We start from the raw sequence: 25,100 nt of genomic DNA, 5'->3' as shown, positions 1-25,100 counted from the left end.
TTCTATTATTCGCTGTTCCTGTCACTTGCTCTTTGAAGCGCCCTTATAAGCCGCGTTCAATTAAGACTAAAACCATTTCAACTCGCCCTGTTAAACCGTTAATTTAACGAGACCAGTAAGCGTTTTATCTCAGCCCGAACCAAATCAATTTTAGCGGTAATCTCCATACTTGCAGCTTCGCTCTCTAGCATCTGTTGCCATTGTTCTGACCAAACCAAGGTTAAATTTTGTGCTTTAAGCCTGACTTGATCATTGGTTAATGAACTTAAATCTTCAATTAAGCCCACTTTGACCCATCCCACCCTAGGGTTACCTAATTCAGTATCATTATCGTAATGCGCCGCATAGACCAATTGCTCTAATTGCGCTAGCTCTAGCAGCATTTCAAAACTTGCTGTTCTAACATTGCTATTATGCTCTGTTATCTCCATACGCCAGACGTTATATGAGAATCCCATTAGCGAAAACAGTAAGCTAAATATCACCGTAAGCTGATAGAGCTTTAATTTATTATCTACAATTCCATTCATTGTGATCGCCTAGTCGTGATGAATAAACTGACTCTAATCATCAGCTAATAATAGCTATGATTTGTCCACGCGCACTAAAATTTAGCCACAAAAAAACGGCCTTGTTGGCCGTTTCAATTCAAACAAAACATTGCTTAATTCATTAATGGAATGATTTCACGATAAGCCCTGCCTTGCTGATACTGTTCAAGTCGCATGATAAATTCATCGCTCTGGGCAACTTCTGGGTTTTGCTTTAATGCTTCAATGGCTTTTTGTTGGGTATCAACAGCCAGTTCAAACTCACCCATTTCGGCATAAGCAGCAGCAAGGTTATCTAAGTTGGTCGGATCGTTAGCGTTACTTTCAAGCAATTGCAGTGCAAGCTGCACCGCTTTTGACCCATTACGATACTCTTCTTCAGGGCAGGTCGCTAAAATCCACGCCACATTCCCCAGCGCAATTTCGTCACCTGCTTGGGTGAATTGCTCTAAAGCTTTGCCGCAACTGCGGGTTACACCATCGCCACCAGCAGAGTAAATAAAGCCTAATCGAAAGTGAGCTCGTGGATCGCCATGCTTAGCTAAAGACTGGTACCATTTTTCTGCTACCGCTAAATCCCGCGGTAATAACTTTCCTTCAAAGGTTAAATCTGCCAAAGTTTGCTGCGCTTTAATATGATCTTGTAGCGCCGCTTGCTCGACCCAATAAATGCCTTGATCAATATCTTGGTCGACAAATCGCCCCGCTAAACTCATTAGCCCTAATAAAAATTGTGCGTCGGCATTGCCTTCCGCCGCCCGCAATTGGATATGAACTAATTTACTAGCCGCTTGAGATGCTTTCGATTGAGGAATTGAAAAGGCACTGACTGGCGCACTGACACTCGTCAATAAACCTAATGAGCAGGCTAAGCCAACACTTAATAATTTCTGCGAATATTTCAAACTAACCTCGTACTGCAGCGATTCAACTTTGATAATCAAATTAACAATAACCACCAATGGGGATTTTTACAATAAACCAATCCCTATTAATCATAATAAATCGTTCATCTTCAATCTAAAGCTTGATAAAAATCTGATAAAACAATGCTTTTAAAGAAACATCAACTTGCCAATTAAAACAGACAAGGCTAAATTAGATAATAATGTGGCGTGCAGCTGCAAAAATAAATTTCTAATTTAATAACTTAATACCGTACTTGACTGTTTTTTCATAATGTTAAACTCGATCTTCATCAAAGTTTTACACGATTAACTCAAGTACAATTACTTTATTAGATAGTCCTTACTTTCATTTTATCAATCGAGGAAATACACATGGCTCTGATTGGCAAGCCTAAACCTGATCCAACTTTGGAATGGTTTCTTTCACACTGTCACATCCATAAATACCCAGCGAAAAGCACCTTGATACACGCAGGTGAAGAGTCTGATACCTTGTATTACATCGTTAAAGGTTCAGTCGCTGTATTGATTAAAGATGAAGAAGGGAAAGAAATGATCCTTTCATACCTTAATCAAGGTGACTTTATTGGTGAACTTGGTTTATTCGAAGAACAAGCTGAACGTACAGCTTGGGTTCGTGCCAAACAACCTTGTGAAATCGCAGAAATTTCTTACAAGAAATTCAAGCAACTGATTCAGGTTAATCCTGAAATTCTAATGAAGTTAACTGCGCAAATGGCTTACCGTTTGCACAGCACTAGCCAAAAAGTCGGCGATTTAGCTTTCTTAGACGTTGCTGGACGCATCGCACAAACATTATTACACCTTGCTAAGCAACCAGATGCAATGACTCACCCTGATGGCATGCAAATTAAGATCACTCGTCAAGAGATTGGTCAAATTGTAGGTTGTTCACGTGAGACTGTTGGCCGTATATTAAAAATGCTTGAAGAACAAAATCTTATTCAAGCTCACGGTAAAACTATTGTGGTATATGGCACTCGTTAAGTTAAGCTTCAGCTTGATTTAAGGGTGATTAATTAAAGTGATAATTAGCAATTCTAATTATCACTTTTTTTATGGGAGTCTGTCTGATGAGGCTGCTGACTGCATTACTACTCAGTCTACTTATATCGACTCTAACACCAGCATCACAAGCAATGACTGCAGAGCTACCACATGATGAAGTTCAACGCTTAGTTACATCCGGTAGCATTCGTTCGCTTGATTATTCCCTCACTTTACTTGCACAATACTGTCAGGGTGAATTAATTGATGCCAGCCTCTATCAAGAGGATGACAAATGGCGTTATGATTTACAGTTAAAGATAAAAAAAGGGCATATCATCCATTTATTTCTCGATGCTACAAATGGGATGCCAGAGTCAATTGACCAACTACCAAGTGAATGCCAAATAAATGAAACTGCTACTCGTTGAAGATAACACCCTCTTAGTTGCTGAGCTTGAAAAACAACTAAAACAAGCCGGCTACGTTACTGATGTAACCGATAAAGCTGTTGAAGCAGATTACCTCATCAAAGAAACTCAATACGATTGTGTGATTTTGGATATTGGCTTGCCTGACGGTAATGGCTTAACACTCGTCGAGTCTTGGCGTGAAAAAGGCATTGATACGCCGGTGATTATGCTCACTGCGCGCAGTCAGTGGCACGAGAAGGTCGAAGGCTTTAATGCGGGGGCTGATGACTACCTTGGTAAGCCTTTTCATGCTCAAGAGCTGTTAGCGCGAGTTCAGGCACTTATTCATCGTGCCCATGGCCGTCTTAATACCTCATCAAAGCAGTTGAGTTATGGTGGCATTACCCTTGATGAGTCAGAGCAACGAGTGCATATCGGTGACAAGCATTACGAATTAACCGCCATGGAATTTAGACTATTAAAAATATTTTTAATGTCGCCAAAGAAATTACTCTCAAAAGCACAACTTACCGATAAGCTTTATCAATTTGACGATGAAAAAGAATCAAATGTGGTTGAAGTATACGTTACCCATTTACGTAAAAAACTTGGTAAAACCGCCATTGAAACCCGCCGTGGCCAAGGGTATATTTTTCACGGCATTGTTGAATGATATCAATCCGCAGTAAGCTAAGTTTATGGCTTAGCGGTTTAATCATTATTGCCACCGTCATCGGACTCATATTATTTGAGTCCATGTTAAGACAAGCGTTTCATGACTCTATCATCAATCGTCTCGAAGAAGATTTAGAACACATCATTATCGCCAGCCATATCAATGCTGGTGAAATTATCATCGACCAAAACCAACTCTCCAGCTTTTACAAACCCGCCTATTCAGGTCGATACTTTCAATTTAACTCCGATGATCAAGTGATCCGCTCCCGTTCTCTATGGGATGTGCAATTAGATATCGAATTATTGCAGCATGATCAAACCCGGGTATGGCAAGCCAAAGGGCCAAAAAATAATGACATGCAGTTATTATCGATTGGTATAGGCTCAATCAATGGCGATAAAGTTGCCACCCTTACGGTTGCTCAAGACTTAAGTATTGGCCGGCGGGTCTTTAGTGAAGTGTTTGGCACTAAGTTGGCGATTAATATCGCCATGCTACTGGCAATGATTGGCGGTATTTTTATCATTCTACGCCAATCATTTAAGCCAGTTAAACACATTCAAGATTCACTGGCCAAATTACGCCAAGGTGAAATCGATGCCCTAGAAGTCACCAAGATTCCAGTTGAAATAAAACCTTTAGCTGAAACCTATAACGAATTATTAGATTACACCGCTAATCAAATTGAGCGCAGTAGAAATAATTTAGGTAATTTAAGCCACGGCCTAAAAACCCCATTAGCCGTGATGCAGCAACAAGTTGAAGTATTGGGTTTATCAAACCCGCAAGCGGCTGAAGCCATGCAGCAGCAATTAGACCTGATCCGCAACATGATCGAACGTAAGCTCACTGCAGCTAGAATTACTGGTGATATGCTGCCAGCAGCGCAAATGGTGGTGCCACGTGATTTTGAGGCGCTCATTAGCACTCTAGATAAAGTACATCACCATAAAAACATTCATTGCAGCATTGATGTCAGCGATGACATAAGTCGCCTGCCGATACACCGTGAAGATGGTATGGAGCTGTTTGGTAATTTATTAGATAACGCTTACAAGTGGGCAAATTCAGCGGTCAATTTGACGGTATCTCAGCAGCAACAAACATTAACCCTGTGTATCGAAGATGATGGCCCCGGCGTCAATGACGATCAAATCAGCCAACTGACCAATCGCGGTAAACGTTTAGATGAAGCCGTGTTAGGCCATGGGCTGGGGTTATCCATTGTAAAAGAAATTGTTGAGCAATATGGTTATCAACTCAAGTTCGAGCGTGGTGATGTGTTAAAAGGCTTACATGTTTGCATTATATTTGCCAATACCACCCCAGATGGTAGCGCCGTAACATAATCCCTTAATGGCGTACTAAAACCTTGCAACTTAACAATGAAAAATGCCAGATAAACTGACTTACTTGGCATTTTCATTAGCGGTAAAATTAACGCAATTCTACCGACTTAGCTAGCAGCATTATTTGACAGCATTAGTACTTTCAAAGATTTTGTCAGCAGACGCGGCGACAAAACCAGTATACAGGTCACCGTCAGCCATCGGATAACGACGGGAAAACTCATAGAAACAAGTTGGAATTTCAAGTTCGCCATCTGCAAAGCTGACCGCCATGCGATCTGCCATCGTTGATGACTGCTCTAATAGCACTTCAGCTGAACCTTTAATCTCACCACCAGCGGTGTTTAAGGTAAAGCCAGCAGCTTTTAGGGTTTCATTGACTGATTCAATGGTTTCAAAATCAGGCAGCTCATTAATGGAAACCGTAAAATGGTTAGCGCGATAACCAATGGCCGCAACCCAAGCTGCGTACTCGCTTTCTGCCAATAAGGTTTTGTAAGTGGCGATATCGACACGCCAATGACAGCCTGAATATAAAAAATTATCCGCAGTTGTCGCCGCAGCATCCACTTGATCAACTAAACCATGGATAATGCTTTGCACTTCAGGGCTAAATTCTTCCACTAACAGCTCAGAGATAAACACCTTAGGCTGATGCGGATCGGGATGCTCGAAATGCTTGGCAACCAACTTTTTCTGCTCAAAATGATAATCACCACTGGCAACATAACCAAGCGACTCAAAATGAGCCGCCAATACAGCAAGGTTAACTTTTTCAATATTAAAGGTACGCAGGGCAATATGATCGTTAATGATCGGTTTTCCCTGCCCTAACAGTTGCTGAATGTTTGCCGCCGAGGGCGTCATATTGATGTAGTCTTGCCATAAAGCGGCGAATAAAGTGTTAACGTCGGTATGCATAATAAAATCCTTCTTTAAAAAAAGGCAATGACCCAAAAGTCATTGCCTTCATTGCAATCTAGATCACTAGATAGATAAACCAGGGCTTAATGTCGCAGGCAAGCTAACACTATCCGCTTCCACAGAAGCCACAGGGTAAGCACAGTAATCAGCAGCATAAAATGCACTTGCACGATGATTACCTGATGCACCAACACCACCAAATGGTGCTGCGCCAGATGCACCAGTGATTTGCTTATTCCAGTTAACGATACCTGCACGAATACGGGCTAAGAAGTAATCGTAATCTTCGCGGCTATCCGCCAACAAACCAGCAGAAAGTCCATAACGCGTGTTGTTTGCCATCTCAATGGCATCATCAAAGGCTTGGTATCTAACTAATTGCAGCAATGGACCAAAGTATTCTTCATCAGGCAGCTCTGCAATTGCTGTCACATCAATTAACCCAGGAGACACTAGACCAGTCCCCGCTTCAACGTGAGTAAGCTCAATAAGCGATGTCGCACCTAATGCCAACAAGTTAGCCTGCGCGGCAACCATGCCTTTAGCTGCGGCTGCAGAAATCATCGAACCCATAAATGGCTGCGGCTGTGCATTCCAGCTAGCCACTTTGATTTGCTTAATCGCGGTAATAAGCTCAGCAATTAACGCATCACCTGCAGCGCCTTGCTGGATGTACAAACGACGTGCACAAGTACAACGTTGACCAGATGAGATATAAGCTGATTGAATAATATCGTGAACGGCCGCTTTAGTGTCTGTGACGTCTTTGATAATTAATGGATTATTACCCCCCATTTCAAGGGCTAAAATTTTGCCAGGATGCCCTGCATATTGCTGATGCAACAAGTGACCAGTACGAGAACTACCGGTAAAGAATAGTCCATCAATTTGCGGGTGCGAGGCCAATGCTTTACCGGTTTCAAGCTCGCCTTGAACCAAGTTAATCACACCTTGTGGCAAACCTGCTTTGTCCCAAAGTTTTAGCATTTCTTCAGCGACTTTCGGAGTTAGCTCTGATGGCTTAAACACCACGGTGTTACCCGCAAGTAAGGCTGGAACAATATGACCATTGGGTAAATGACCAGGGAAATTATAAGGGCCAAATACCGCAACAACGCCGTGCGGCTTATGACGTAAAACGGCGCGACCTGCAGGAATGTCATTAGTTTCTGTACCAGTACGCTTATCATGCGCTGCAGCTGATAAGCCAATTTTGCCTATCATAGCGCCCACTTCTGTGGCGGTTTCCCACTGAGGTTTACCGGTTTCTTGGGCTATCACTTCAGCAAGCTCAGCTTTGTGCGCTTCAAGTTCGCTGCGGTACGCTTCAACAATGGCTAAACGCGCCTCATAGCCAAGCATAAACCAGTCAAACTGCGCACTTCTTGCGGCATCAATGGCGCTATTAACTTGGGCTTCTGTCGCCGTTTTACCGCTCCAGATCACCTCACCATTTGCTGGGTTGAGTGATGTAATTTCATGACCTTCGCCATTAGACCATTGGCCTTTGATAAATTGTGTCATTTGCTGTTTCCTACAGTTCTAATACGCGAATTTGCTGGCCTTGCTCAACCATTAGCGCTTCAGCTAATTGTGGGCTTAAGGTGACGTTATCATGCTCTTGTGAAACTAAAATTCTTGCCGCTGTTGCGCGGTAATCCGCTAACAAGGTATTGGCGACAAGATATTGATGATCGGCATGAGGCATCTTTCCAATAGTGACCGTAAGTAGACGGCTTTGACTCACGGCGCGGATGTCGCTTAGCGCACACTCCACTGTTGGACCACCATCGAAAATATCGACGTAATTTCTAAATTTAAAGCCTTCAGCCTGCAATAACTTCAGCGCAGGTTTAGTATTTCTATGCACCTCGCCAATCACTTTTTGTGCTTTTTTTGGCAATAGGCATACATGTATCGGGCTTCTTGGCATCATTTCAGCCATAAAGGCCTTTTTACCTAACCCCGATAAATAATCGGCTTCGACAAAATCAATGCCTAAGAAATGATCTTGTAACCACTCATAAAAAGGTGAATCACCCTTTTCATCGCTTACGCCGCGCATTTCAGCAATTACAGTGCTGCCAAAACGTTGCTCATGTTGAGCGAGGAATAAAAAACGCGAGCGAGAAAGCATGCGGCCGTTATAGCCTCTGCGATATTCTTTATTTAAAAACAGCGTACATAACTCTGCAGCGCCAGTGTAGTCATGGCAAAGCGTCAGTGTTTCCACTTCGTTACGAACTGAGATTTGTTTAGAATGATAGACTTCAGTGCCTAAACGGTAATGATAAAAGGCATCTTCCATCCCGACAGCGGCTTCAATACCGCAGGTACCGACAACTTGATTGGTTTTTAAATCTTCAAGCACCATCAAATAACCTTCATCGAAAGGTTTCTCAACTTGCTTGGAAAAAGAAGCTTCAGCTCTAGCGATTTTAGAGCGTAATAGCTCTTCGTTGACTGGCAGGGAAGTGAACCCATGACCCGATTCAACGGCGACCTTGTAAAGTGCTTCGTAATCACTGCCACGAATCGGTCGTATGATTAGCATCTGACTCTCCTTGATAATCCAGTAATAAAAAGTCACCAACAAACAGACTTTTCATTACCGATAACCCAATAAAAAAGCGCAAGGTTTTACCCTTACGCTTTACTTATCTATTAACCTGCAACCACTTTAGCTACAGCACGTTCGAAACGTGCTAAACCTTCAGCGATATCAGCTTCTGGGATAACAAGAGATGGAGCAAAACGCACGACGTTAGCGCCAGCAATCAAGCTCATTAAGCCTTCTGCAACCGATGCAACTAAGAAGTCACGGCTACGGCCTGCATATTGCTCGTTAAGTACTGCGCCTAATAACATGCCTTTACCACGCACTTCTGAGAACACATTATATTTGGCATTGATTGCCGCTAAACCATCACGGAATAACTGTTCGCGATGCTTAACACCATTCAGTACTTCAGGCGTATTCACCACATCCATAACAGCATTACCAATAGCGCACGCTAATGGGTTGCCGCCATAAGTCGAACCATGAGTACCAATTTTAAGATGTACGGCAATTTTAGCAGTGGTTAGCATTGCAGCAATTGGGAAACCGCCGCCTAGGGCTTTGGCGCTGGTTAAAATATCAGGCACAATATCGGTGCCCATGTAGGCAAATAACTCACCGGTACGGCCAACACCTGTTTGCACTTCATCAAAAATAACTAATGCGTCATGCTTATCAGCAAGTGCGCGCACAGCTTTTAAGAATTCTGGGTCACCATTGATAATACCGCCTTCACCTTGAAGTGGTTCAAGCATGATGGCACAAGTGTTATCAGAAATTACCGCTTCTAGAGCGGCAATATCATTAAATGGTACATGAGTAACGCTTTGTGGTTTAGGCCCGAAACCATCAGAGTAAGCCGCTTGACCACCCACAGTAACAGTAAAGAAGGTACGACCATGGAATGCTTTATCAAAGGCGATGATTTGATCTTTTTGTGGGCCGTGATTATCTAATGCGTAACGACGGGCAAGTTTTAGTGCAGCTTCATTGGCTTCAGCACCTGAGTTAGCAAAGTAAACACGCTCAGCAAACGTGGCGTTAACCAGTTTCGTCGCCAGCTCTAATGCTGGCTCATTGGTCATTACGTTTGATAAATGCCACAGCTTTTCACCTTGTTCTTTTAGGGCGCCAACAAGTGCTGGGTGACAATGACCTAAACAATTCACTGCAATACCACCAGCAAAGTCAATAAACTCATTACCTTGTTGATCCCAAACTCGACTGCCTTCTCCGCGAACTGGGATTACGGCTGCTGGCGCATAGTTAGGCACCATGACTTCATCAAATTGGGCACGTGTTAAGTTCATTTCAACGCTCATTGCTTTTCGTTCCTTAAAGTTATTAGCGACACTTAAGTCACTCTATTCCGCTTGCTGTATTGATTTTGGTTTAAGTTGACTGCGGATGTTTGTATAGCTTGCAGGTCATTATTAGCTAAAACGTGATCAAAATACCAGTTTTTAGCGGTTAACTATTCATAACTTAAATGAATAATGCATAAAGAGTTAACAAACTTCACATACAAAGTGCTATTACAGCTTATTTTTAGCATAAATAGTCATAAAAAAAGTTATTTGGCCTCAAATAAGCTAGCTATTCATCATAAATGCATAACTAAACAAGATTTAGTCATACTTAAGGGGGATAAAGCCTGACTTTAAACTAAATTAAGCTTGCGGTAATTTTGCGATTTTAAACGGATCAGCTCTTGCTCGGTAAATTCATAATAATCAAATAACACTCGCTTCTCTTGCGGCTCAATTAAACGCGATTGCTCTAATATTAATACCTTGGCATAACAACTGGCTTTGGCAACGATAGCGCTTTCTGTGGAAAACTCGCTAAAGTGATAATTTAAATCGAGCTCTTTTAGCACTTGGGTTAGCTGGCTCTGGTTAAAATCCATTAAGTCCAATAATTGCCAATTAAGCTGCTCACCATAGGACATCACTTGCTCAAACACTTCCTCAGCTGGAAATGCTGAGGCCATTACCGCATCGTATAAGGTTTTATCCCCTTTGGCGCTGGTCTCACGTAGCCAGGTTCCCCATGTGTTTTCAAATTGTCTGGCGCTGGCATTTAATATAGTCGCTGCGCCTAATTGCTTCATCAAAGCTGCGCTATAAACCAATGCCACATCCTTTTGATGCAGCGCTGCCAATGCTTTGGCCGCTATGGCGGTGATCATGCTGTAACGCCATAACTTACGACTAGCCCAAATCAGGTTAGTATTGCCCGATGGCAGCCAATGCCGTAAACAAAAGTAAGGGATCACAGCTTGCAAATTTTCAATGCCAATATAATTAAGCACTAACTTGATGTCGGTTACTTTGACTTCTGATCGCTGCGGTCTGCGGTGACTCGAGGCTGGGCTATTGATTAAATTGATAAGATCGGTCGATAGCCAGCTGATATTTTCAACAAGCGATCGCACTCGGCGCAGATCAGGTTCTTTGTTAAGCAGTAAATCCAATAATAAAATATGGGACTCTTTTAAACCCGATTGCGCTAACATCTGCTGAGGTGAATTGAGCTGATGCTCAAGGGAGCTTATGACAGTGTTAGTCAATTGCTCTGATATGCGCTGTAACACCAACTGAGCCCGCGCTTGCTCTTCTAAACGTGCTTTAATGGCTAAACGTTCAACTTCAAGTTTATTGGCGTCATCTTCTAACTGCTTATCTAAGTCATCAAGCTGCGAGGGTAACTTTTCCTTACCCATAATCAGTTGCTTATACAGCCTGCGCTCAACTTCAATGACTTTTCCTGGCCTTACGCCACCTGCTACCGACACTGCCACAAATAAACTGCCTTTAATTCTGTGTTAGTTATATGAAAATTATATTTCAACTGCTGCTTATCGTTACAAATAAGGCCTCCAAATGGAAGCCTTATGGTTTAAATCAGCTTAAGTAAAACGCATCATTACTTTAGCTCTTGCTCAAACAATTTGTAGATACGACGATATTCATCTAACCAGCTTGATGCCTGTCTAAAGCCATGTGGCTCAACAGGGTAAATCGCGGTTTCAAACATCGGCTTTTCTAACTCAATCAAGCGTTGTACTAAGCGCACACTATCTTGGAAGAACACATTGTCATCGAGCACACCGCTCATGATCAGCAATGGTTTTTGTAAACCCTGTGCGTGTTCAATTGGTGAACTCTTTTCATAGGCAATGGGGTCAACATCTGGGGTATTTAAGATGTTAGAGGTATATGGCGCATTATAATGCGCCCAATCGGTGACCGGACGAAGTGCTGCGCCCGCTTGGAATAACTCAGGCTCATTAAATAACGCCATGAACGTTAAGAAGCCGCCATAAGAGCCGCCATAGGTACCTACTTTAGCGCCGTCAACATGACTGTTAGCCGCCATCCAGCTAACGCCGTCTTTTAAATCTTCAACTTCAGGATGACCCATATTGCGATACACAGCGGTGCGCCAATCGCGGCCATAACCTTTAGAACCACGGTAATCCATATCCATGACGACATAACCCTGTTGTGTTAATAAGTTATGGAACATGAACTCTCTGAAATAGCCAGAAAAACCATTATGGGCATTTTGCAGGTAACCCGCACCATGGTTAAAAATTACTGCAGGATATTTTTCAGCATTATTAGCATCATAGCCCTGAGGTAAATAGACTCTAGCGTAAATGTCTTTCGCACCATGAGTTGATGGTACTTTTACTACTTGAGGGGCTTGCCATGCATAATCTGCAAACGCTTTACTGGTGTAATGAGTTAACTGCTTAAGCTCGCCGCCAATTGGCTGCACATACAGCTCATTAGGTTGGGTGGCTGTTGATGCCGTTAATAGCAACGATTGACCATTAGGGCTTAACTCATAATCAAGGGTACCTGTCCACTGGGTCAGCTGCTCAGTTTTACCGCTAGCAATCTCAACCCGATAAACATTATAAGTTCCAGGGTGGTCTTTGTTAGCACGATAATAAAGATGCGTCGCATCGGGTGATAAGGTCACTTGATCAACCACATATTCGCCATTGGTAAGTGCGCTGGTCTTGCCATTTTCACCTTTAACATAAAGCTGTGAATAACCAGACTCTTCAGATAAGTAATAGAATGACTCAGATGTTCCCACCCAACCAAATTGATTAAAGGTGTAGTTAACCCAAGCATCATCATGTAAACGGTGCTCTGTTTTTAGCTTGCCGGTTTCAAGGTTGACACTGGCGATCCAGCGATCTTTATTATCAACCGCTTCAATCATAACCAGCAATTTATTTTCAGATTCATGCCACTGCATCGGACTTTGACTCCAAGTCCAATCTTGCATCAGTTGCAATACCCGTGGCGATTTTTCGCTGTTATAACGCTCGCCTTTGGCTTTGGCATTTTCAGCTTTTACACTGGCTAACACGTCGGCATCGTAACCATCAAGACCTTCAATAGTGATATCTTTCTTAACGTGATCGACCAAGTCTAGGACCACCAATCGTTCACCTGGGTAACTGTCTTCAGCCACACGCGCCCTTGCAGGTACTGCATCAACATAGCCATCTTTACCTAGATAATTTGGCATGATGTCGTGCTCGCTGCGCCAGCTATAGTCTTTATCAACTAAGTTAACCACTAAGTAACGGCCATCAGCGGAAAGACTCATATCAGAGACTTTTTCATCATCGCCTAAATACCAAGTTTTAGCCGCAAAAGTCGGGTCTTGCGCCGCTAACTCCTCGGCATATTCAGCGCGGGTTTTACTCTTGTTATGCTGCAAAGCAACATAGGCAATCAAACGATGCTGTTGTTTGGCAATGTAAGATTCTGGATCGCTAACCCCTTTAGGGGCATTGGCCATTTGCACATCTGCTAGCTGCTCAGTTAACCCAGTCTGCAGATGTATCTTGAAGACACTATTACCTTGAAAATAGGCTAAGTCGCCGCTACTAAGAAACTTAACCTCATCAATTGCAGTATTCACGCGGGTAAGCTGTTTTACGTCCCCTGACGCTAATTGCTTAACGAATATATTACCCTGATAGATATAGGCTTTTTGCGATTTATCTGCACTCAACACACCGTGCTTTTGATCAGTTAAATGCAACTGATTCAAGCTAATAAGACTTGCCTGAGTTTGACTCACGCCTTGCTGATAAACCTCAGCAATTGGCGCCTGATGTGCTTGTCGATTAAAATAAATTGACTGACTATCATCGCCCCAATAAGCATTTTTAGCTAACACACCCATCCAATCAGGGTTGGCCATGATCTGATTTAAGGTTAAAGGCTGTTCAACTTGAGGAGGTGTCGCAAGCGGCACTGTGTAACTTGAAGCTGCGTTAGAAATGCTTGGGGTGTTATTGCTAGTTGCGGTCGCGCTGCAACCAGAAATGATCGCTAAAGAAAGCGCACTAAGCGCAGTATTGCGCAGTAGCCTTGTCATATTGAATCCTTTGTCATCAAAGATGTTTGGTATATTCTCGCCTAAACGTTAACCACTGTTTGGCAAGTGCTTTTATTATTGCTCTTTTATATCATAAAAAAGGAGTAAACTTGTGAGCTTTTTTGGTCAAAGTTGTAACGGAAATTATTGATTATTGGAGAGGAAAGTAAGGTTAGCCGTTTAGAAGATGATAAAGGGATCCAAATGCGACTCATTGGCCCCAAATGAGCAAGTTAATAATTTAAAAAATTCTGTAGTAACTCAAGACCTTGTTCGGTCAAAATAGCTTCTGGATGAAATTGCACCCCAAATATAGGCAAACTATTATGGCGCATCGCCATGATCTCACGGCCATGAATTGGATCATCAAACCATGCATCAAGTTGAAAACCATCAGGTAAACTTTCAACTAGTAAAGAATGATAACGGGTAACTGTAAGTGGCTGATTAAGCTGTTTAAACAAGCCAGCTTCATGGTGATTTATCTTGCTGGTTTTACCATGCATCACTCTTTTAGCACGAACAACATTAGCGCCGAACACCTGTGCAATGGCTTGATGACCTAGACATACCCCTAAAATTGGCAGTTTACCGGCAAAGTATTCGATTGCTTGTAATGAGATCCCCGCTTCATTAGGCGAGCAAGGGCCTGGAGAAATAACCAAATGAGTTGGATTTAAGGCTTGGATTTCTGCAATGCTGATCTCGTCATTACGCTTTACCATAATCTCAAAACCTAGCTGCTGAAAATATTGCACTAAGTTAAAAGTAAACGAATCGTAGTTATCAATCATTAACAGCATTAAGGACCCTAAGTACAAGATTGCTTTATAAGAATAATTAATCAGGAAAGCTAAAATACCTGAATGGTGGCGGATAATAGCATAGCTTTGCTCAGTGCTTAAGCGTTTAGACCTATCGCTGGTTTTGTTGACTGTAACGTTTAATTGCTAGGTTATACTATAGCTCTATATCAGTGGCTCCTACCGCCATCTTAGGAAGGTAAACTATGGGAATGCAATTTTTAAATACACAAGTTTCAGGAACACAAGTCACACAGGTGGGAAATGTCAGTCTTTATTTTATTGGTGATATTTATGGTCGCTTAGACAAGTTAACCGATTTATTAGCCGAAATTGATTTTGATATCGATGATCCACAATCGAGTATTCAATTTGTTAAGTTAGTTTTTTGTGGCAACTTAATTGCGTCACACCAGCCTGCTCAAACCGATGCAGCCGCTATTGAGCACATCGCCTTACTCAACTTTATAAAACGGCTGGTTGATGAAGGTTATGCTTATTGTTTGCTTGGCATAAATGAGTTTAACGCCATAGGTTGGAGTAAACACCACCCGATCACAGACGAGCCTTTAGTTAGCGCGAGCAAGCTAGCACTCAATTCAGATAGCCTAAGCCAACAAGGCCCCTTTTTCCTATCGTTATTTGATCCCGCTGACGAATCAATTTATCAATGGATAGATTGGTTTATGTCATTGCCACTGTTTTTGGATTTTGGTCATATTCGCGCAGTGCATGCTTGTTGGGATCCACAAACAATCACAGCGTTAGCGCCGTATATAGAGCCAAGTCATGCTTTATCACAGCAATATTGGCCCTGCGCGTTTGATAAAGATCACTCGCTCAATCATGCACTAAATATTATTTTGAATTACCCAACATTTGAGTTAACCGAGCAACACCCTCACTATCTGTTAACAGTTCCGGTAATAGTGGCTCATTATCCCTTAGACAGTTTCCCAGATATTCAAAATGAATACCTGGCTTGTGTTAATTACAACGCAGCGGTTGCCAACTACCCACTCGTGAGTTTTGCTTGGCATCAAGGTCGCAAAAAACAGCTTGAGGACGCCTGCGTATCTGATAATGCACAACTCAGCCTTGGCGAGTTTTGTTTTATTGACCAACCCACCCCAGAAGAACAGATTGCCAGTGGTGTTGAAGCATTGTTAGCGATGATGATAAAGCAACTGCCTAAGGTGGATATAAGCCCTGAAGCCTTATGCCAATTTCAACAGCAAGTGGATCTTTGCCTATGGCAAGACTGGGACCCTAGTGAGCAATTTCCTAATGCTCGCTATCGAAATCAGTACCAAACCTTTATCGAACCAATCGCCCAATTAGCATTAGCCATGGATAGCGAGCAGCTCTGTGCTTATCTGGCTATTTTGGCGCGATACCAGCTAGAAATTGAAAATGATAATTTGGAAAACCGTTGTTTAAAAGTCGCTTTCAAACTAACAAGATTAGCAGCCCATGCGCTTAAGCACTAGGACAGTTCAGTGGAGTGGAAGTAAAACTAGCAAGATAAGTTTAAGATGTTACTGAGACTTCAATAGCTGCACACTATGCCACTCAGTAAATAACAGACAATAAAAAACCAGTTACTAATCTAGGACTAATAACTGGTTTTTTTATGATTTGAGCCGACTATTTAACAACCGTTAAATGAGCACGTCCTTTAGTTTTTTCAGAATCACCAGTTGGCTTTTCTTCAGTTGATACAGCAGTGTCAACAGTAGCATCTACGGTCGATTCTACTGTAGAAAATGCTCTTGTAGCAGGTGATAAATCTTCAGATTCATCTTCTGCCATATAAGCATCTTCCATATCAAACACGGTACCAGCACCATTTTCACGGGCATAAATTGCCACGATAGCAGCCATCGGTAAAACGACTTGCTGCGGTACACCACCAAAACGAGCATTAAACTCGACAAATTCATTGGTCATTTGCAAATTTCCCACAGCACCGCCAGCTATGTTAAGTACGATTTGACCGTCTTTAACAAACTCTTGAGGTACTTGAGTCCCTTTCACAAATGCATCCACGACAACATGTGGGGTAAAGTGATTATCCATCAACCACTCATAGTAAGCCCGCAACAAATATGGACGATTAGGGGTAATTGCTTTCATTACATGCCCATGCGCATTTCGCGCTCAACCTCAGTTAACGATGCTTTAAATGATTCACGTTCAAAAATACGTGTCATGTAAGCATGGATATCTTTAGAAGTACGGGCATCAAGGTTAATACCTAGTTCAGGTAAACGCCATAATAGCGGCCCTAAGTAACAATCAGAAAGACCAAATTCTTCGCTCATAAAGTATGGCATTTCAGCAAATACTGGCGCTAAAGCAACCAAGCTATCAGTTAACTCTTTACGAGCAGCATCAGCTTTGTCGCCACGGCGAATACGGGCAACCAAATCATACCAGTCAGTATCAATACGGTGCATCATTAGACGACTTTGTCCGCGAGCAACTGGATATACTGGCATCAATGGTGGATGTGGAAAGCGTTCATCCAGGTATTCCATGATAATGCGAGACTCATACAATACTAATTCACGATCAACTAAAGTCGGAACTGAGTTGTAAGGATTTACGTCAAGTAACTCCTGAGGCTTCTCGCTAGGGTCTACCTGTAATACATCAACAGTTACCCCTTTCTCAGCCAGTACGATACGTACTTGGTGGCTATATAAATCATCGGCACCTGAAAACAGTGTCATGATAGAGCGTTTGTTGGCAGCTACAGCCATTGATATCCTCCAGAAACGGAAAAAACAAAACAAACGAGGGGCTAAGCCCCTCGTTTAGAGTATGCGAATAATGTATTTTACCCGTTATTCGTGTCTAGTGCACATCTTTCCAGTATTCTTTCTTCAACAAATAGGCAATGATAAAGAAAAAGAATAGAAATCCGAGTACCCACCAGCCTAAAGCTTCACGTTCAAGCTTCACTGGATCGGCTGAATATACAAGGAAACCGGTGATATCTCGCACCGCTTGATCGTACTCTTCTGCGTTCATAGAGCCACCAGTCGCAACTAGCGTTCCATCTTCTTGTTTTACAGAAATACCTTGTAAATCTTCAAGAACATGGGGCATACCCACCAATGGGAAAACAGTATTGTTTACCCCAAATGGACGACTTTCATCTTTATAAAAGCCTTTAAGGTATGAATAAACCCAATCGGCACCACGCACGCGAGCCACTAAAGTTAAGTCTGGTGGCGCTGCACCAAACCACTTAGCTGCGTCAGCTTCAGGGATAGAGTTTTCCATTAGCTCACCCACTTTAGCATCGGTGAACATATACTTGTTACGCATGTCATCAACTGAAATACCTAAATCTTCAGCAACACGGCCATAGCGTTGGTACTGGGTACTATGACAACCTGAACAGTATTGTTGAAATAAGTCTAAACCACGCTCTAATGACTCATTGTCATGTAGGTTGATTTCCGGATCAGGACTCTTAACAAATTCATTGTTGCCACCAGCCGCTATTGCTAGCGTTGGTAACAATGTAACTAATGCGATTAATAGCTTTTTCATTAGTGCGTCACCCTCGTAGGAACTGGTTTTGTCTTTTCGTTTTTACTGTAAACCCACAGCGCCACGAAGAAGGCAAAATAAGTAAGTGTAAAGATACGCGCTGCAATAGTTAATGTAGGCGTAGCTGGAACCGCACCTAAATAACCTAGGATCAAGAATGAAACGGTAAACTGCGCAATGTTAATCTTATGAACAAGTCCACGATAACGAATCGACTTCACTTTACAGCGATCTAACCAAGGTAATACGAACAGTACCGCAATCGCGAGCCCCATACCGACAACACCTAAAAGCTTGTCAGGAATAGCACGCAAAATTGCATAGAATGGCGTGAAATACCATACTGGAGCGATATGCTCAGGGGTTTTCATTGGGTTAGCCGCTTCAAAGTTTGGCTTTTCAAGGAAGTAACCGCCACCTTCAGGCATAAAGAACAACACGTAACAGAAGACGATTAAGAAACCGGCGACGCCCATGATATCTTTTACTGTGTAATAAGGGTGGAAAGGGATAGCATCAACTGGCCAGCCATTTTCATCTTTATTCTTTTTAACTTCGACACCGTCAGGGTTGTTTGAGCCTACTTCGTGTAAAGCAATCAAGTGAAGGAAAACTAATACAACTAAAACTAGAGGCAGTGCAATAACATGTAATGCAAAGAAACGGTTTAGTGTCGCACCAGAAACAACATAGTCACCACGGATCCACAATGTGAGGTCATCACCAATAAATGGAATCGCACCAAATAATGAGATAATAACCTGTGCACCCCAGTAAGACATTTGTCCCCAAGGTAGCAAGTAACCCATGAAGGCTTCAGCCATTAGCACGAGGAAAATCAACATACCAAATAACCAAAGTAGCTCTCTAGGTTTTTGATAAGAACCGTAGATTAAGCCACGGAACATATGCAGATAAACCACCACGAAGAATGCCGATGCGCCCGTGGAGTGCATATAACGAAGTAACCAGCCGTACTCTACATCACGCATGATGTATTCAACTGAAGCAAAAGCGCCTTCAGCTGTTGGTACGTAGTTCATGGTTAACCAAATGCCCGTTAATAGCTGGTTAACTAAAACAAGTAATGCTAATGAACCAAAGAAATACCAAAAGTTAAAGTTCTTTGGTGTTGGATATTGACCAACATGGCGATTATAGGTCGCCGTCATTGGGATGCGAGCATCAATCCAATCAACGATATTCTTAACCATTATGCAGCTCCTGTGTCGACACCAATGAGTACAGTTCCATCATCGACATATTGATGCGGAGGTACAACTAGGTTCAATGGTGCTGGTACGCCCTGGAATACACGTCCAGCCATATCAAACTTAGAGCCATGACATGGACAGAAGAAACCAGCAGATACACCTTCTACTTGCTCACCAAAGCTATCTGGTAAATAAGTTGGTGAACAACCTAAATGTGTACAAATCCCGACAGCAATAAAGAACTCAGGCTTAATTGAACGTGCAGGATTAGCTGCATACGCGGGCTGTTGTAATTCTTCTGAAGCAGGATCGCGTAATTGACCATCTAATGAACTTAACTCATTTAAAATGGTTTCGGTACGACGAACAACCCATACAGGTTTACCACGCCATTCAACTCGAATTAATTGACCTGGTTCTACTTTACTAATGTTAACTTCTACCGGTGCACCTGCAGCTTTCGCTTTAGCGCTCGGATTCCATGACTTAATAAAAGGCACCGCTACAGCGACGGCACCAGCTCCACCAACTACGGCGGTTGCGGCTGTCAGGAATCTGCGGCGTCCGGTATCGACTGGCGCTTTGCTCATCCACTTATCTCCCAGAGGGTGTTGGAATTCTTATATTTTAATAACTTAGCAACATTAGAATCACTAACGGCTAAATCTATACTTTGAGGCGGGGCTCATTATAGCGAAAAATTAGAACCAGATCATAGTAATTCACACAACTAAGTTACGGGATTTGCGTGTTTTTTTTGCGATGAGCAAAAAATAAGCTACCGATTTGTTCAGTTGTTATGAAGATAAGAACAAACAAAATAGTTAAATTGCTGTAAATAAACAATATTTAATGAAACATACGCTATCTAAATTAGTCACAGCTGATTAATGGTATCAACTGGCAGAAATTCAATTTATTTCGCTGCACAATCTCAAAACGCAAAAAACCCGGTATAAACCGGGTTTTTAATTAACGCTAAATTTCAATTAATGAAATGTTGGCTTATTTACCATCGATAGATTTCATGTATTTGAAGAAATCACTGTCAGGTTCTAAAACCATAACATCACTATTGCCAGCGAAACTCGCCTTGTAAGCTTCAAGACTTCTTAAGAAACCATAAAACTCAGCATCTTTGTTATAAGCATCAGCATAAATCTTCGCAGATAATGCATCACCTTCACCACGAACCGTTAATGCTTTACGTTCTGCTTCAGCCACTTTAACTGTCACGTTAGCATCAATAGTTGCACGGATGATTTCAGATTGCTCTTTACCCTGTGCACGATGCTCTTTTGCTACAGCTTGACGTTCAGCACGCATACGCTGGAAGATACTGCTACTTACGTTGGCAGGTAAGTTGATTTGCTTAACGCGCACATCAACCACATCGATACCAAGATCTTGTGAGCTTTCAGATGCGTTTTCAAGTGCATTAATCTGCAACTCATCACGTTCACCTGAAACAATTTCTTTAATAGTACGACGACCAAACTCTGTGCGTAAGTCATTGTTGATTTTACGCTGTAACAGGCTTTCAGCTGTTGCAACATTACCGCCACCAGTGGACAGGTAAAACTTTTCAAAATCGCTAATACGCCACTTAACATAAGAGTCAACCATAAGGTCTTTTTTCTCTGAAGTAACAAAACGATCTGCAGCGCCATCTAAGGTCTGAATTCGCGCATCTAGATATTTTACTTTATCTATTGCTGGAATTTTAAAGTGTAAACCTGGTGCAAATACACGCGTGACAGGTTGACCTTCAACGTTATCTTTTAAGATCTCACCAAAGCGAGAAACGATAGCACGTTCACCTTCGTTAACGACCATAACAGATGAAAAACCAACACCTAAAATGATTACCAGAACAATCAGTCCTATTCTACCCATGAGTTAGTCCCTCCCTTGGCGTGAACGAGACTCACGAGTCTGACGTCCATCAACTGGCATAGAAGACGTAAGCGAATTATTTGAAGGCGTGTTCACATGCGTTTCAACAACTGGCTCTGCAGGCATAGTTTTAGCTTGATTACCCATCATTTTGTCTAATGGTAAATACATTAAATTACCATTGTTTTTAGTATCAATTAGTACCTTGTTAGTATCTGCCATGACCTCTTGCATCGCATTAAGGTATAAACGTTTACGGGTCACTTCTGGTGCCATTTGATACTCAGGCAAAAGTTTTTCGAAACGAGCAACCTTACCTTGAGCTTCTAAGACTTCACGTTGCTTATACGCGCTAGCCTGTTGCGCCATACGCTCAACCTGACCACGTGCTTTAGGCTCAATTTCACGCGCATAAGCTTCTGCTTCGCGAATGAAACGCTGTTCATCTTCTTGTGCAGAAATAGCATCATCAAATGCATCTTTCACTTCTTCAGGCGGACGCGCTGGTAAGAAGTTGACATCTTGAATTGATAAACCAAGCTTATACGGCTCAAGAATACGCTCAAGTTCAGCCCAAGTATCACGACGAATAGCATCACGACCAGTAGTCAAAATGTCATCCATAGTGTTATGCCCAATCACATAACGAAGCGCACTGTCTGTTGCTTCACTCAAACTCTCATTTGCATCAACTGCACTAAACAAGTAAGAATAAGCATCATCCACTCGATACTGAACATCAAGTTCCACTTTCACTAAGTTTTCATCAGCCGTTAACATGCTGCCTGATGCAGGAATAGAGCGCACTGCTTTAATGTTTACCGGAAACACTTCATCAATAAAAGTTGCTTTCCAATGTAAACCAGGACCAACTTCACCAGAATGCTGACCAAAACGTAAGGTTACGCCTCGCTCTGCCTCTTTAATGGTATAAAAGCCTGAACCACCCCAAATAATTAAACCAATCACCAAAACTACAATAAGGCTCATTGGGTTAAAAGAAGGGCTAGAAGATCCACCTGAACCACCTTTACCACCGCCGAAGCGCTTTGAAAGGTTACGAAATACTTCGTCTAGATCTGGTGGGCCTTTGTCGTTACTGTTTTTGTTTCCCCAAGGGTCTTTTCCCTTGTTACCGGGCTCATTCCAAGCCATTTAGCACTCCATAAGTGGATGAAATAAATGATATTAGCAAATAACGTCTACGTCTGATTCTTCAGAAGAATCCTCAAATATAAACGTCTCTAATTCGCCTTGACTCTGTTTTGTTAATCGGCGCCAATTGGCATCCGATAAACGAACAGACAAAATACAGTTCCCCAGATCGTCGTACTCTTTCTGCTGTATCGCGTCCAGTCGATAAAACTGGCCAAGATAATGTCCAGCCGTAGCTGGAATTTTCAATGTCTGCTCTATAATGACTTCACCGATTAACTCGTTGATAGCCTGCAAGAGCAATTCAAATCCAATTTGTTTTTGTGCAGATACCCAGACTCGCTCTGGCTTACCTTCATCGTCGTAATCGATGCGAGGCACAAAATCTTCCAATAAGTCGATTTTATTACAAACGACCAATTGTGGAATAGTATCTGCTTCAATTTCTTCAAGCACATTTTGAACTTGATCGAAATTCTCCGTCATATTCTCATCAGCACAATCAACAATATGCAATAACAGATCAGCTTGACGTGTTTCTTGCAAGGTTGCTTTAAATGCTGCGACTAAGTCGTGAGGTAAATGACGAATAAACCCAACTGTATCAGCTAAAATAACTGCTCCGTCAGGTAAATTCAATTTACGCAGAGTAGGATCAAGTGTGGCGAACAATTGATCTGCGGCATAAACTTCTGAGGCGGTTAACGCATTAAACAAGGTCGATTTTCCCGCATTGGTGTAACCCACCAATGACACAGTGGATAAGTCACTGCGCTTTCGTGAACGTCGACTTTGTTCACGTTGTTTGTCTACTTTATCAAGTCGGCGATTAATACTTTTAATCCGTCCACGAAGTAAACGTCTATCGGTTTCGAGCTGGGTTTCACCCGGGCCACGCATACCAATACCACCTTTTTGTCTCTCCAAGTGAGTCCAACCACGAATAAGGCGCGTCGACATGTGGCGCAATTGCGCTAGCTCCACTTGCAACTTACCTTCGTGTGTTCTCGCTCTTTGAGCAAAAATATCTAAAATCAGCGTTGTTCTGTCTAACACTCGGCATTGACAGATCTGTTCTAAATTTCTTTCCTGAGCTGGACTCAGTGCATGATTAAAAATCACCACTTTAGCTTCTGTAGCTGCAACCATAGCTGCAAGCTCTTCTACTTTCCCGACCCAACAAAAAACTTTCGATCTGGTGAACGCCGACTTCCAGTAATAACACCAACAGAGCGTACTCCTGCTGATTCGACTAATAATTGTAACTCTGTAATGTCTTCTCTACGCTCGTCGTCAGAAAAGTCAATGTGAACAAGTACTGCGGTTTCACCCGCTTCATAGCGATCAAACAAGTAGTAAACTCCTTAAATATTATTCTGATGCAGGTGCTTCATCATTTGGGGTATAGCTCTGAGTACCTTGTGCAGCCACATTAAATGGGCGTGCTGGTACAACAGTTGAAATAGCGTGCTTGTAAACCATTTGGCTTACTGTATTTTTTAACAAGATAACGAATTGGTCGAATGACTCAACTTGACCTTGTAGTTTAATACCATTCACTAAATAGATAGAGACTGGTACACGTTCACGACGCAAAGCGTTTAAAAATGGGTCTTGTAAAGATTGCCCCTTAGCCATTTCAATTTCCTTTTTTTATTTTCAAAATAAATTTTTTGAATTTTTGAAGAATGTTTTATTGTTTAGTTTTAGTATTATACAGCAACAGCTAATTAGCTAGCTAGAATGTTGCATAAGTGTAACTAAATTTCCTTCGGCGCCACTTTCAAGCCAATGTAACTCGGGCCAACTTCTTAACCATGTTAATTGACGTTTGGCTAATTGCCTAGTGGCAGCGGTGCCTTTTTCTATTAAAGTCTCGTAGTCAAATTCACCATCGAGGTACTGCCAACACTGTCGGTAGCCGACACAACGCATAGATGGCATATCTAAATGTAAGTCTTTGCGATCTTTTAATCGTTGAACTTCGTCGATAAAACCATTTTGCATCATTAGTTTAAATCTTTTTGCGATCAATTCATGTAATACTTTTCTCTCATGTGGCGCTATCGCAAATTGCATCACATCATAGGGTAACGGCGCTGACTTTGTTGCCGTTAGCTCAGTCATCGATTTACCCGTAATTCTGTATACTTCTAGAGCGCGAGATAGCCGCTGGGGATCATTAGGATGAATTCTTGCCCCTGCTGTGGCATCAACTTGGCAAAGTTGTTGATGTAATGCATCCCAACCTTGCTCTTCTGCCTCTTGCATAATTTGCGCTCTGATCTGCTCATCTGCAGCAGGTAACGGTGACAAGCCTTCAAGCAATGCCTTAAAGTACATCATAGTCCCCCCTACCAATAAAGGGGTCTTACCACGATTAATTATATCTTCTATTTCAATTAATGCATCGCGACGAAAATCTGCCGCAGAGTAACTTTCACTGGGGTCGAGAATGTCAATTAAACGATGAGGCGCTAAGGCTAGCTCATCGGCATCAGGTTTGGCTGAGCCAATATCCATTTGACGATAGATTAATGCCGAATCAACAGAGATAATTTCACAATTATGCTGCTGGGCCATTTCAATTGCTAAAGCCGTTTTTCCTGAAGCGGTTGGCCCCATTAAAAACAATACTTTGGGCTGTTTGAGTTGGTTCAC

At 42.2% G+C, this 25,100-nt stretch carries 23 protein-coding genes and 1 pseudogene; 5 read left to right on the top strand and 19 right to left on the bottom strand.

Translation table 11 applies throughout. The features are described from left to right. Positions 1-98 precede the first annotated feature (98 nt). The gene (locus BCU94_RS06400) at positions 99-530 is read right to left on the bottom strand and encodes a hypothetical protein (protein WP_102475916.1); all 432 of its coding nucleotides are present in this window, start codon (positions 528-530) and stop codon (positions 99-101) included. Between the two features lie 134 nt (positions 531-664). After that, on the bottom strand, positions 665-1,456 hold the full coding sequence (locus BCU94_RS06395) for a tetratricopeptide repeat protein (RefSeq protein WP_102439961.1): 792 nt from the start codon (positions 1,454-1,456) through the stop codon (positions 665-667). Between the two features lie 375 nt (positions 1,457-1,831). On the opposite strand from BCU94_RS06395, the gene crp reads away from it, so the two are divergent. From crp to BCU94_RS06375, 4 genes are all read left to right on the top strand, one after another. Continuing rightward, positions 1,832-2,467 (top strand): cAMP-activated global transcriptional regulator CRP, encoded by a 636-nt coding sequence (gene crp, locus BCU94_RS06390; protein WP_076538973.1) that lies wholly within the window; start codon positions 1,832-1,834, stop codon positions 2,465-2,467. A gap of 86 nt (positions 2,468-2,553) precedes the next feature. Continuing rightward, positions 2,554-2,898 carry a hypothetical protein gene (locus BCU94_RS06385; protein ID WP_076538976.1) on the top strand — a complete coding sequence of 115 codons (345 nt, stop codon included), beginning with the start codon at positions 2,554-2,556 and terminating at the stop codon, positions 2,896-2,898. After that, positions 2,879-3,553 carry a response regulator transcription factor gene (locus tag BCU94_RS06380; RefSeq protein WP_102439917.1) on the top strand — a complete coding sequence of 225 codons (675 nt, stop codon included), beginning with the start codon at positions 2,879-2,881 and terminating at the stop codon, positions 3,551-3,553. Before BCU94_RS06385 ends, BCU94_RS06380 begins: the two co-directional genes overlap by 20 nt. Beyond that, positions 3,550-4,908, top strand: coding sequence for an ATP-binding protein (locus tag BCU94_RS06375; protein ID WP_102475915.1), 1,359 nt, complete (start codon positions 3,550-3,552; stop codon positions 4,906-4,908). The genes BCU94_RS06380 and BCU94_RS06375 overlap by 4 nt, the downstream gene beginning before the upstream one ends. A 120-nt stretch (positions 4,909-5,028) precedes the next feature. Here the strand turns inward: BCU94_RS06375 and BCU94_RS06370 are convergent, their stop codons facing one another. The 7 genes from BCU94_RS06370 to BCU94_RS06340 form a co-directional block, all read right to left on the bottom strand. Further along, complete coding sequence (locus tag BCU94_RS06370; RefSeq protein ID WP_102475914.1) at positions 5,029-5,829, bottom strand: DUF1338 domain-containing protein; 801 nt, start codon at positions 5,827-5,829, stop codon at positions 5,029-5,031. Positions 5,830-5,895: 66 nt separating this feature from the next. Then, the gene (astD, locus tag BCU94_RS06365; protein WP_102475913.1) at positions 5,896-7,356 is read right to left on the bottom strand and encodes a succinylglutamate-semialdehyde dehydrogenase; all 1,461 of its coding nucleotides are present in this window, start codon (positions 7,354-7,356) and stop codon (positions 5,896-5,898) included. A 10-nt stretch (positions 7,357-7,366) separates the two neighbouring features. Further along, positions 7,367-8,386: an arginine N-succinyltransferase gene (gene astA, locus BCU94_RS06360; protein WP_102439921.1), complete on the bottom strand. Its 1,020-nt coding sequence runs from the start codon at positions 8,384-8,386 to the stop codon at positions 7,367-7,369. 110 nt (positions 8,387-8,496) lie between these two features. Next, on the bottom strand, positions 8,497-9,714 hold the full coding sequence (locus tag BCU94_RS06355) for an aspartate aminotransferase family protein (RefSeq protein WP_102475912.1): 1,218 nt from the start codon (positions 9,712-9,714) through the stop codon (positions 8,497-8,499). 338 nt (positions 9,715-10,052) lie between these two features. Next, on the bottom strand, positions 10,053-11,195 hold the full coding sequence (locus tag BCU94_RS06350; protein WP_102439923.1) for an HDOD domain-containing protein: 1,143 nt from the start codon (positions 11,193-11,195) through the stop codon (positions 10,053-10,055). Between the two features lie 125 nt (positions 11,196-11,320). Beyond that, complete coding sequence (locus BCU94_RS06345; protein WP_102439924.1) at positions 11,321-13,807, bottom strand: S9 family peptidase; 2,487 nt, start codon at positions 13,805-13,807, stop codon at positions 11,321-11,323. 233 nt (positions 13,808-14,040) lie between these two features. After that, on the bottom strand, positions 14,041-14,610 hold the full coding sequence (locus BCU94_RS06340) for an aminodeoxychorismate/anthranilate synthase component II (protein WP_102475911.1): 570 nt from the start codon (positions 14,608-14,610) through the stop codon (positions 14,041-14,043). A 206-nt stretch (positions 14,611-14,816) separates the two neighbouring features. Here BCU94_RS06340 and BCU94_RS06335 point away from each other — a divergent pair, with 206 nt between their 5' ends. Then, a complete protein-coding gene (locus BCU94_RS06335; RefSeq protein WP_102475910.1) occupies positions 14,817-16,100 on the top strand; it encodes a hypothetical protein in 1,284 nt (427 codons plus the stop codon). 157 nt (positions 16,101-16,257) lie between these two features. Here the strand turns inward: BCU94_RS06335 and BCU94_RS06330 are convergent, their stop codons facing one another. From BCU94_RS06330 to miaA, 10 genes and pseudogenes are all read right to left on the bottom strand, one after another. After that, on the bottom strand, positions 16,258-16,746 hold the full coding sequence (locus tag BCU94_RS06330) for a ClpXP protease specificity-enhancing factor (RefSeq protein WP_102439927.1): 489 nt from the start codon (positions 16,744-16,746) through the stop codon (positions 16,258-16,260). Continuing rightward, on the bottom strand, positions 16,746-17,375 hold the full coding sequence (sspA, locus tag BCU94_RS06325; protein WP_102475909.1) for a stringent starvation protein SspA: 630 nt from the start codon (positions 17,373-17,375) through the stop codon (positions 16,746-16,748). The genes BCU94_RS06330 and sspA overlap by 1 nt, the downstream gene beginning before the upstream one ends. A 94-nt stretch (positions 17,376-17,469) precedes the next feature. Further along, the gene (locus BCU94_RS06320; protein ID WP_102439928.1) at positions 17,470-18,174 is read right to left on the bottom strand and encodes a cytochrome c1; all 705 of its coding nucleotides are present in this window, start codon (positions 18,172-18,174) and stop codon (positions 17,470-17,472) included. Beyond that, positions 18,174-19,388 carry a cytochrome bc complex cytochrome b subunit gene (locus BCU94_RS06315; protein WP_102439929.1) on the bottom strand — a complete coding sequence of 405 codons (1,215 nt, stop codon included), beginning with the start codon at positions 19,386-19,388 and terminating at the stop codon, positions 18,174-18,176. The genes BCU94_RS06320 and BCU94_RS06315 overlap by 1 nt, the downstream gene beginning before the upstream one ends. After that, on the bottom strand, positions 19,388-19,978 hold the full coding sequence (petA, locus tag BCU94_RS06310; protein ID WP_076539021.1) for a ubiquinol-cytochrome c reductase iron-sulfur subunit: 591 nt from the start codon (positions 19,976-19,978) through the stop codon (positions 19,388-19,390). Before petA ends, BCU94_RS06315 begins: the two co-directional genes overlap by 1 nt. Positions 19,979-20,393: 415 nt before the next feature. Next, a complete protein-coding gene (hflC, locus tag BCU94_RS06305) occupies positions 20,394-21,284 on the bottom strand; it encodes a protease modulator HflC (protein ID WP_102439930.1) in 891 nt (296 codons plus the stop codon). 3 nt (positions 21,285-21,287) lie between these two features. Beyond that, on the bottom strand, positions 21,288-22,439 hold the full coding sequence (gene hflK, locus BCU94_RS06300) for an FtsH protease activity modulator HflK (RefSeq protein WP_102439931.1): 1,152 nt from the start codon (positions 22,437-22,439) through the stop codon (positions 21,288-21,290). Between the two features lie 33 nt (positions 22,440-22,472). Then, positions 22,473-23,791, bottom strand: a pseudogene (hflX, locus tag BCU94_RS06295) (ribosome rescue GTPase HflX). A gap of 19 nt (positions 23,792-23,810) precedes the next feature. Beyond that, the gene (hfq, locus tag BCU94_RS06290; protein WP_102439933.1) at positions 23,811-24,077 is read right to left on the bottom strand and encodes an RNA chaperone Hfq; all 267 of its coding nucleotides are present in this window, start codon (positions 24,075-24,077) and stop codon (positions 23,811-23,813) included. 96 nt (positions 24,078-24,173) lie between these two features. Continuing rightward, on the bottom strand, positions 24,174-25,100 hold the full coding sequence (gene miaA / locus BCU94_RS06285) for a tRNA (adenosine(37)-N6)-dimethylallyltransferase MiaA (RefSeq protein ID WP_102475908.1): 927 nt from the start codon (positions 25,098-25,100) through the stop codon (positions 24,174-24,176).

The organism is Shewanella sp. 10N.286.52.C2 (assembly GCF_002874545.1).
In the GTDB taxonomy this organism is placed as follows: Bacteria; Pseudomonadota; Gammaproteobacteria; order Enterobacterales; family Shewanellaceae; genus Shewanella.
This window is presented reverse-complemented; position numbering and strand designations above follow the sequence as displayed.

Coding starts and splice junctions, on each gene's coding strand:
- BCU94_RS06400 (WP_102475916.1), bottom strand. CDS start 530: ATGAATGGAATTGTAGATAATAAATTAAAGCTCTATCAGCTTACGGTG.
- crp (WP_076538973.1), top strand. CDS start 1,832: ATGGCTCTGATTGGCAAGCCTAAACCTGATCCAACTTTGGAATGGTTT.
- BCU94_RS06385 (WP_076538976.1), top strand. CDS start 2,554: ATGAGGCTGCTGACTGCATTACTACTCAGTCTACTTATATCGACTCTA.
- BCU94_RS06380 (WP_102439917.1), top strand. CDS start 2,879: ATGAAACTGCTACTCGTTGAAGATAACACCCTCTTAGTTGCTGAGCTT.
- BCU94_RS06375 (WP_102475915.1), top strand. CDS start 3,550: ATGATATCAATCCGCAGTAAGCTAAGTTTATGGCTTAGCGGTTTAATC.
- BCU94_RS06370 (WP_102475914.1), bottom strand. CDS start 5,829: ATGCATACCGACGTTAACACTTTATTCGCCGCTTTATGGCAAGACTAC.
- astD (WP_102475913.1), bottom strand. CDS start 7,356: ATGACACAATTTATCAAAGGCCAATGGTCTAATGGCGAAGGTCATGAA.
- astA (WP_102439921.1), bottom strand. CDS start 8,386: ATGCTAATCATACGACCGATTCGTGGCAGTGATTACGAAGCACTTTAC.
- BCU94_RS06355 (WP_102475912.1), bottom strand. CDS start 9,714: ATGAGCGTTGAAATGAACTTAACACGTGCCCAATTTGATGAAGTCATG.
- BCU94_RS06345 (WP_102439924.1), bottom strand. CDS start 13,807: ATGACAAGGCTACTGCGCAATACTGCGCTTAGTGCGCTTTCTTTAGCG.
- BCU94_RS06340 (WP_102475911.1), bottom strand. CDS start 14,610: ATGCTGTTAATGATTGATAACTACGATTCGTTTACTTTTAACTTAGTG.
- BCU94_RS06335 (WP_102475910.1), top strand. CDS start 14,817: ATGGGAATGCAATTTTTAAATACACAAGTTTCAGGAACACAAGTCACA.
- BCU94_RS06330 (WP_102439927.1), bottom strand. CDS start 16,746: ATGAAAGCAATTACCCCTAATCGTCCATATTTGTTGCGGGCTTACTAT.
- sspA (WP_102475909.1), bottom strand. CDS start 17,375: ATGGCTGTAGCTGCCAACAAACGCTCTATCATGACACTGTTTTCAGGT.
- BCU94_RS06320 (WP_102439928.1), bottom strand. CDS start 18,174: ATGAAAAAGCTATTAATCGCATTAGTTACATTGTTACCAACGCTAGCA.
- BCU94_RS06315 (WP_102439929.1), bottom strand. CDS start 19,388: ATGGTTAAGAATATCGTTGATTGGATTGATGCTCGCATCCCAATGACG.
- petA (WP_076539021.1), bottom strand. CDS start 19,978: ATGAGCAAAGCGCCAGTCGATACCGGACGCCGCAGATTCCTGACAGCC.
- hflC (WP_102439930.1), bottom strand. CDS start 21,284: ATGGGTAGAATAGGACTGATTGTTCTGGTAATCATTTTAGGTGTTGGT.
- hflK (WP_102439931.1), bottom strand. CDS start 22,439: ATGGCTTGGAATGAGCCCGGTAACAAGGGAAAAGACCCTTGGGGAAAC.
- hfq (WP_102439933.1), bottom strand. CDS start 24,077: ATGGCTAAGGGGCAATCTTTACAAGACCCATTTTTAAACGCTTTGCGT.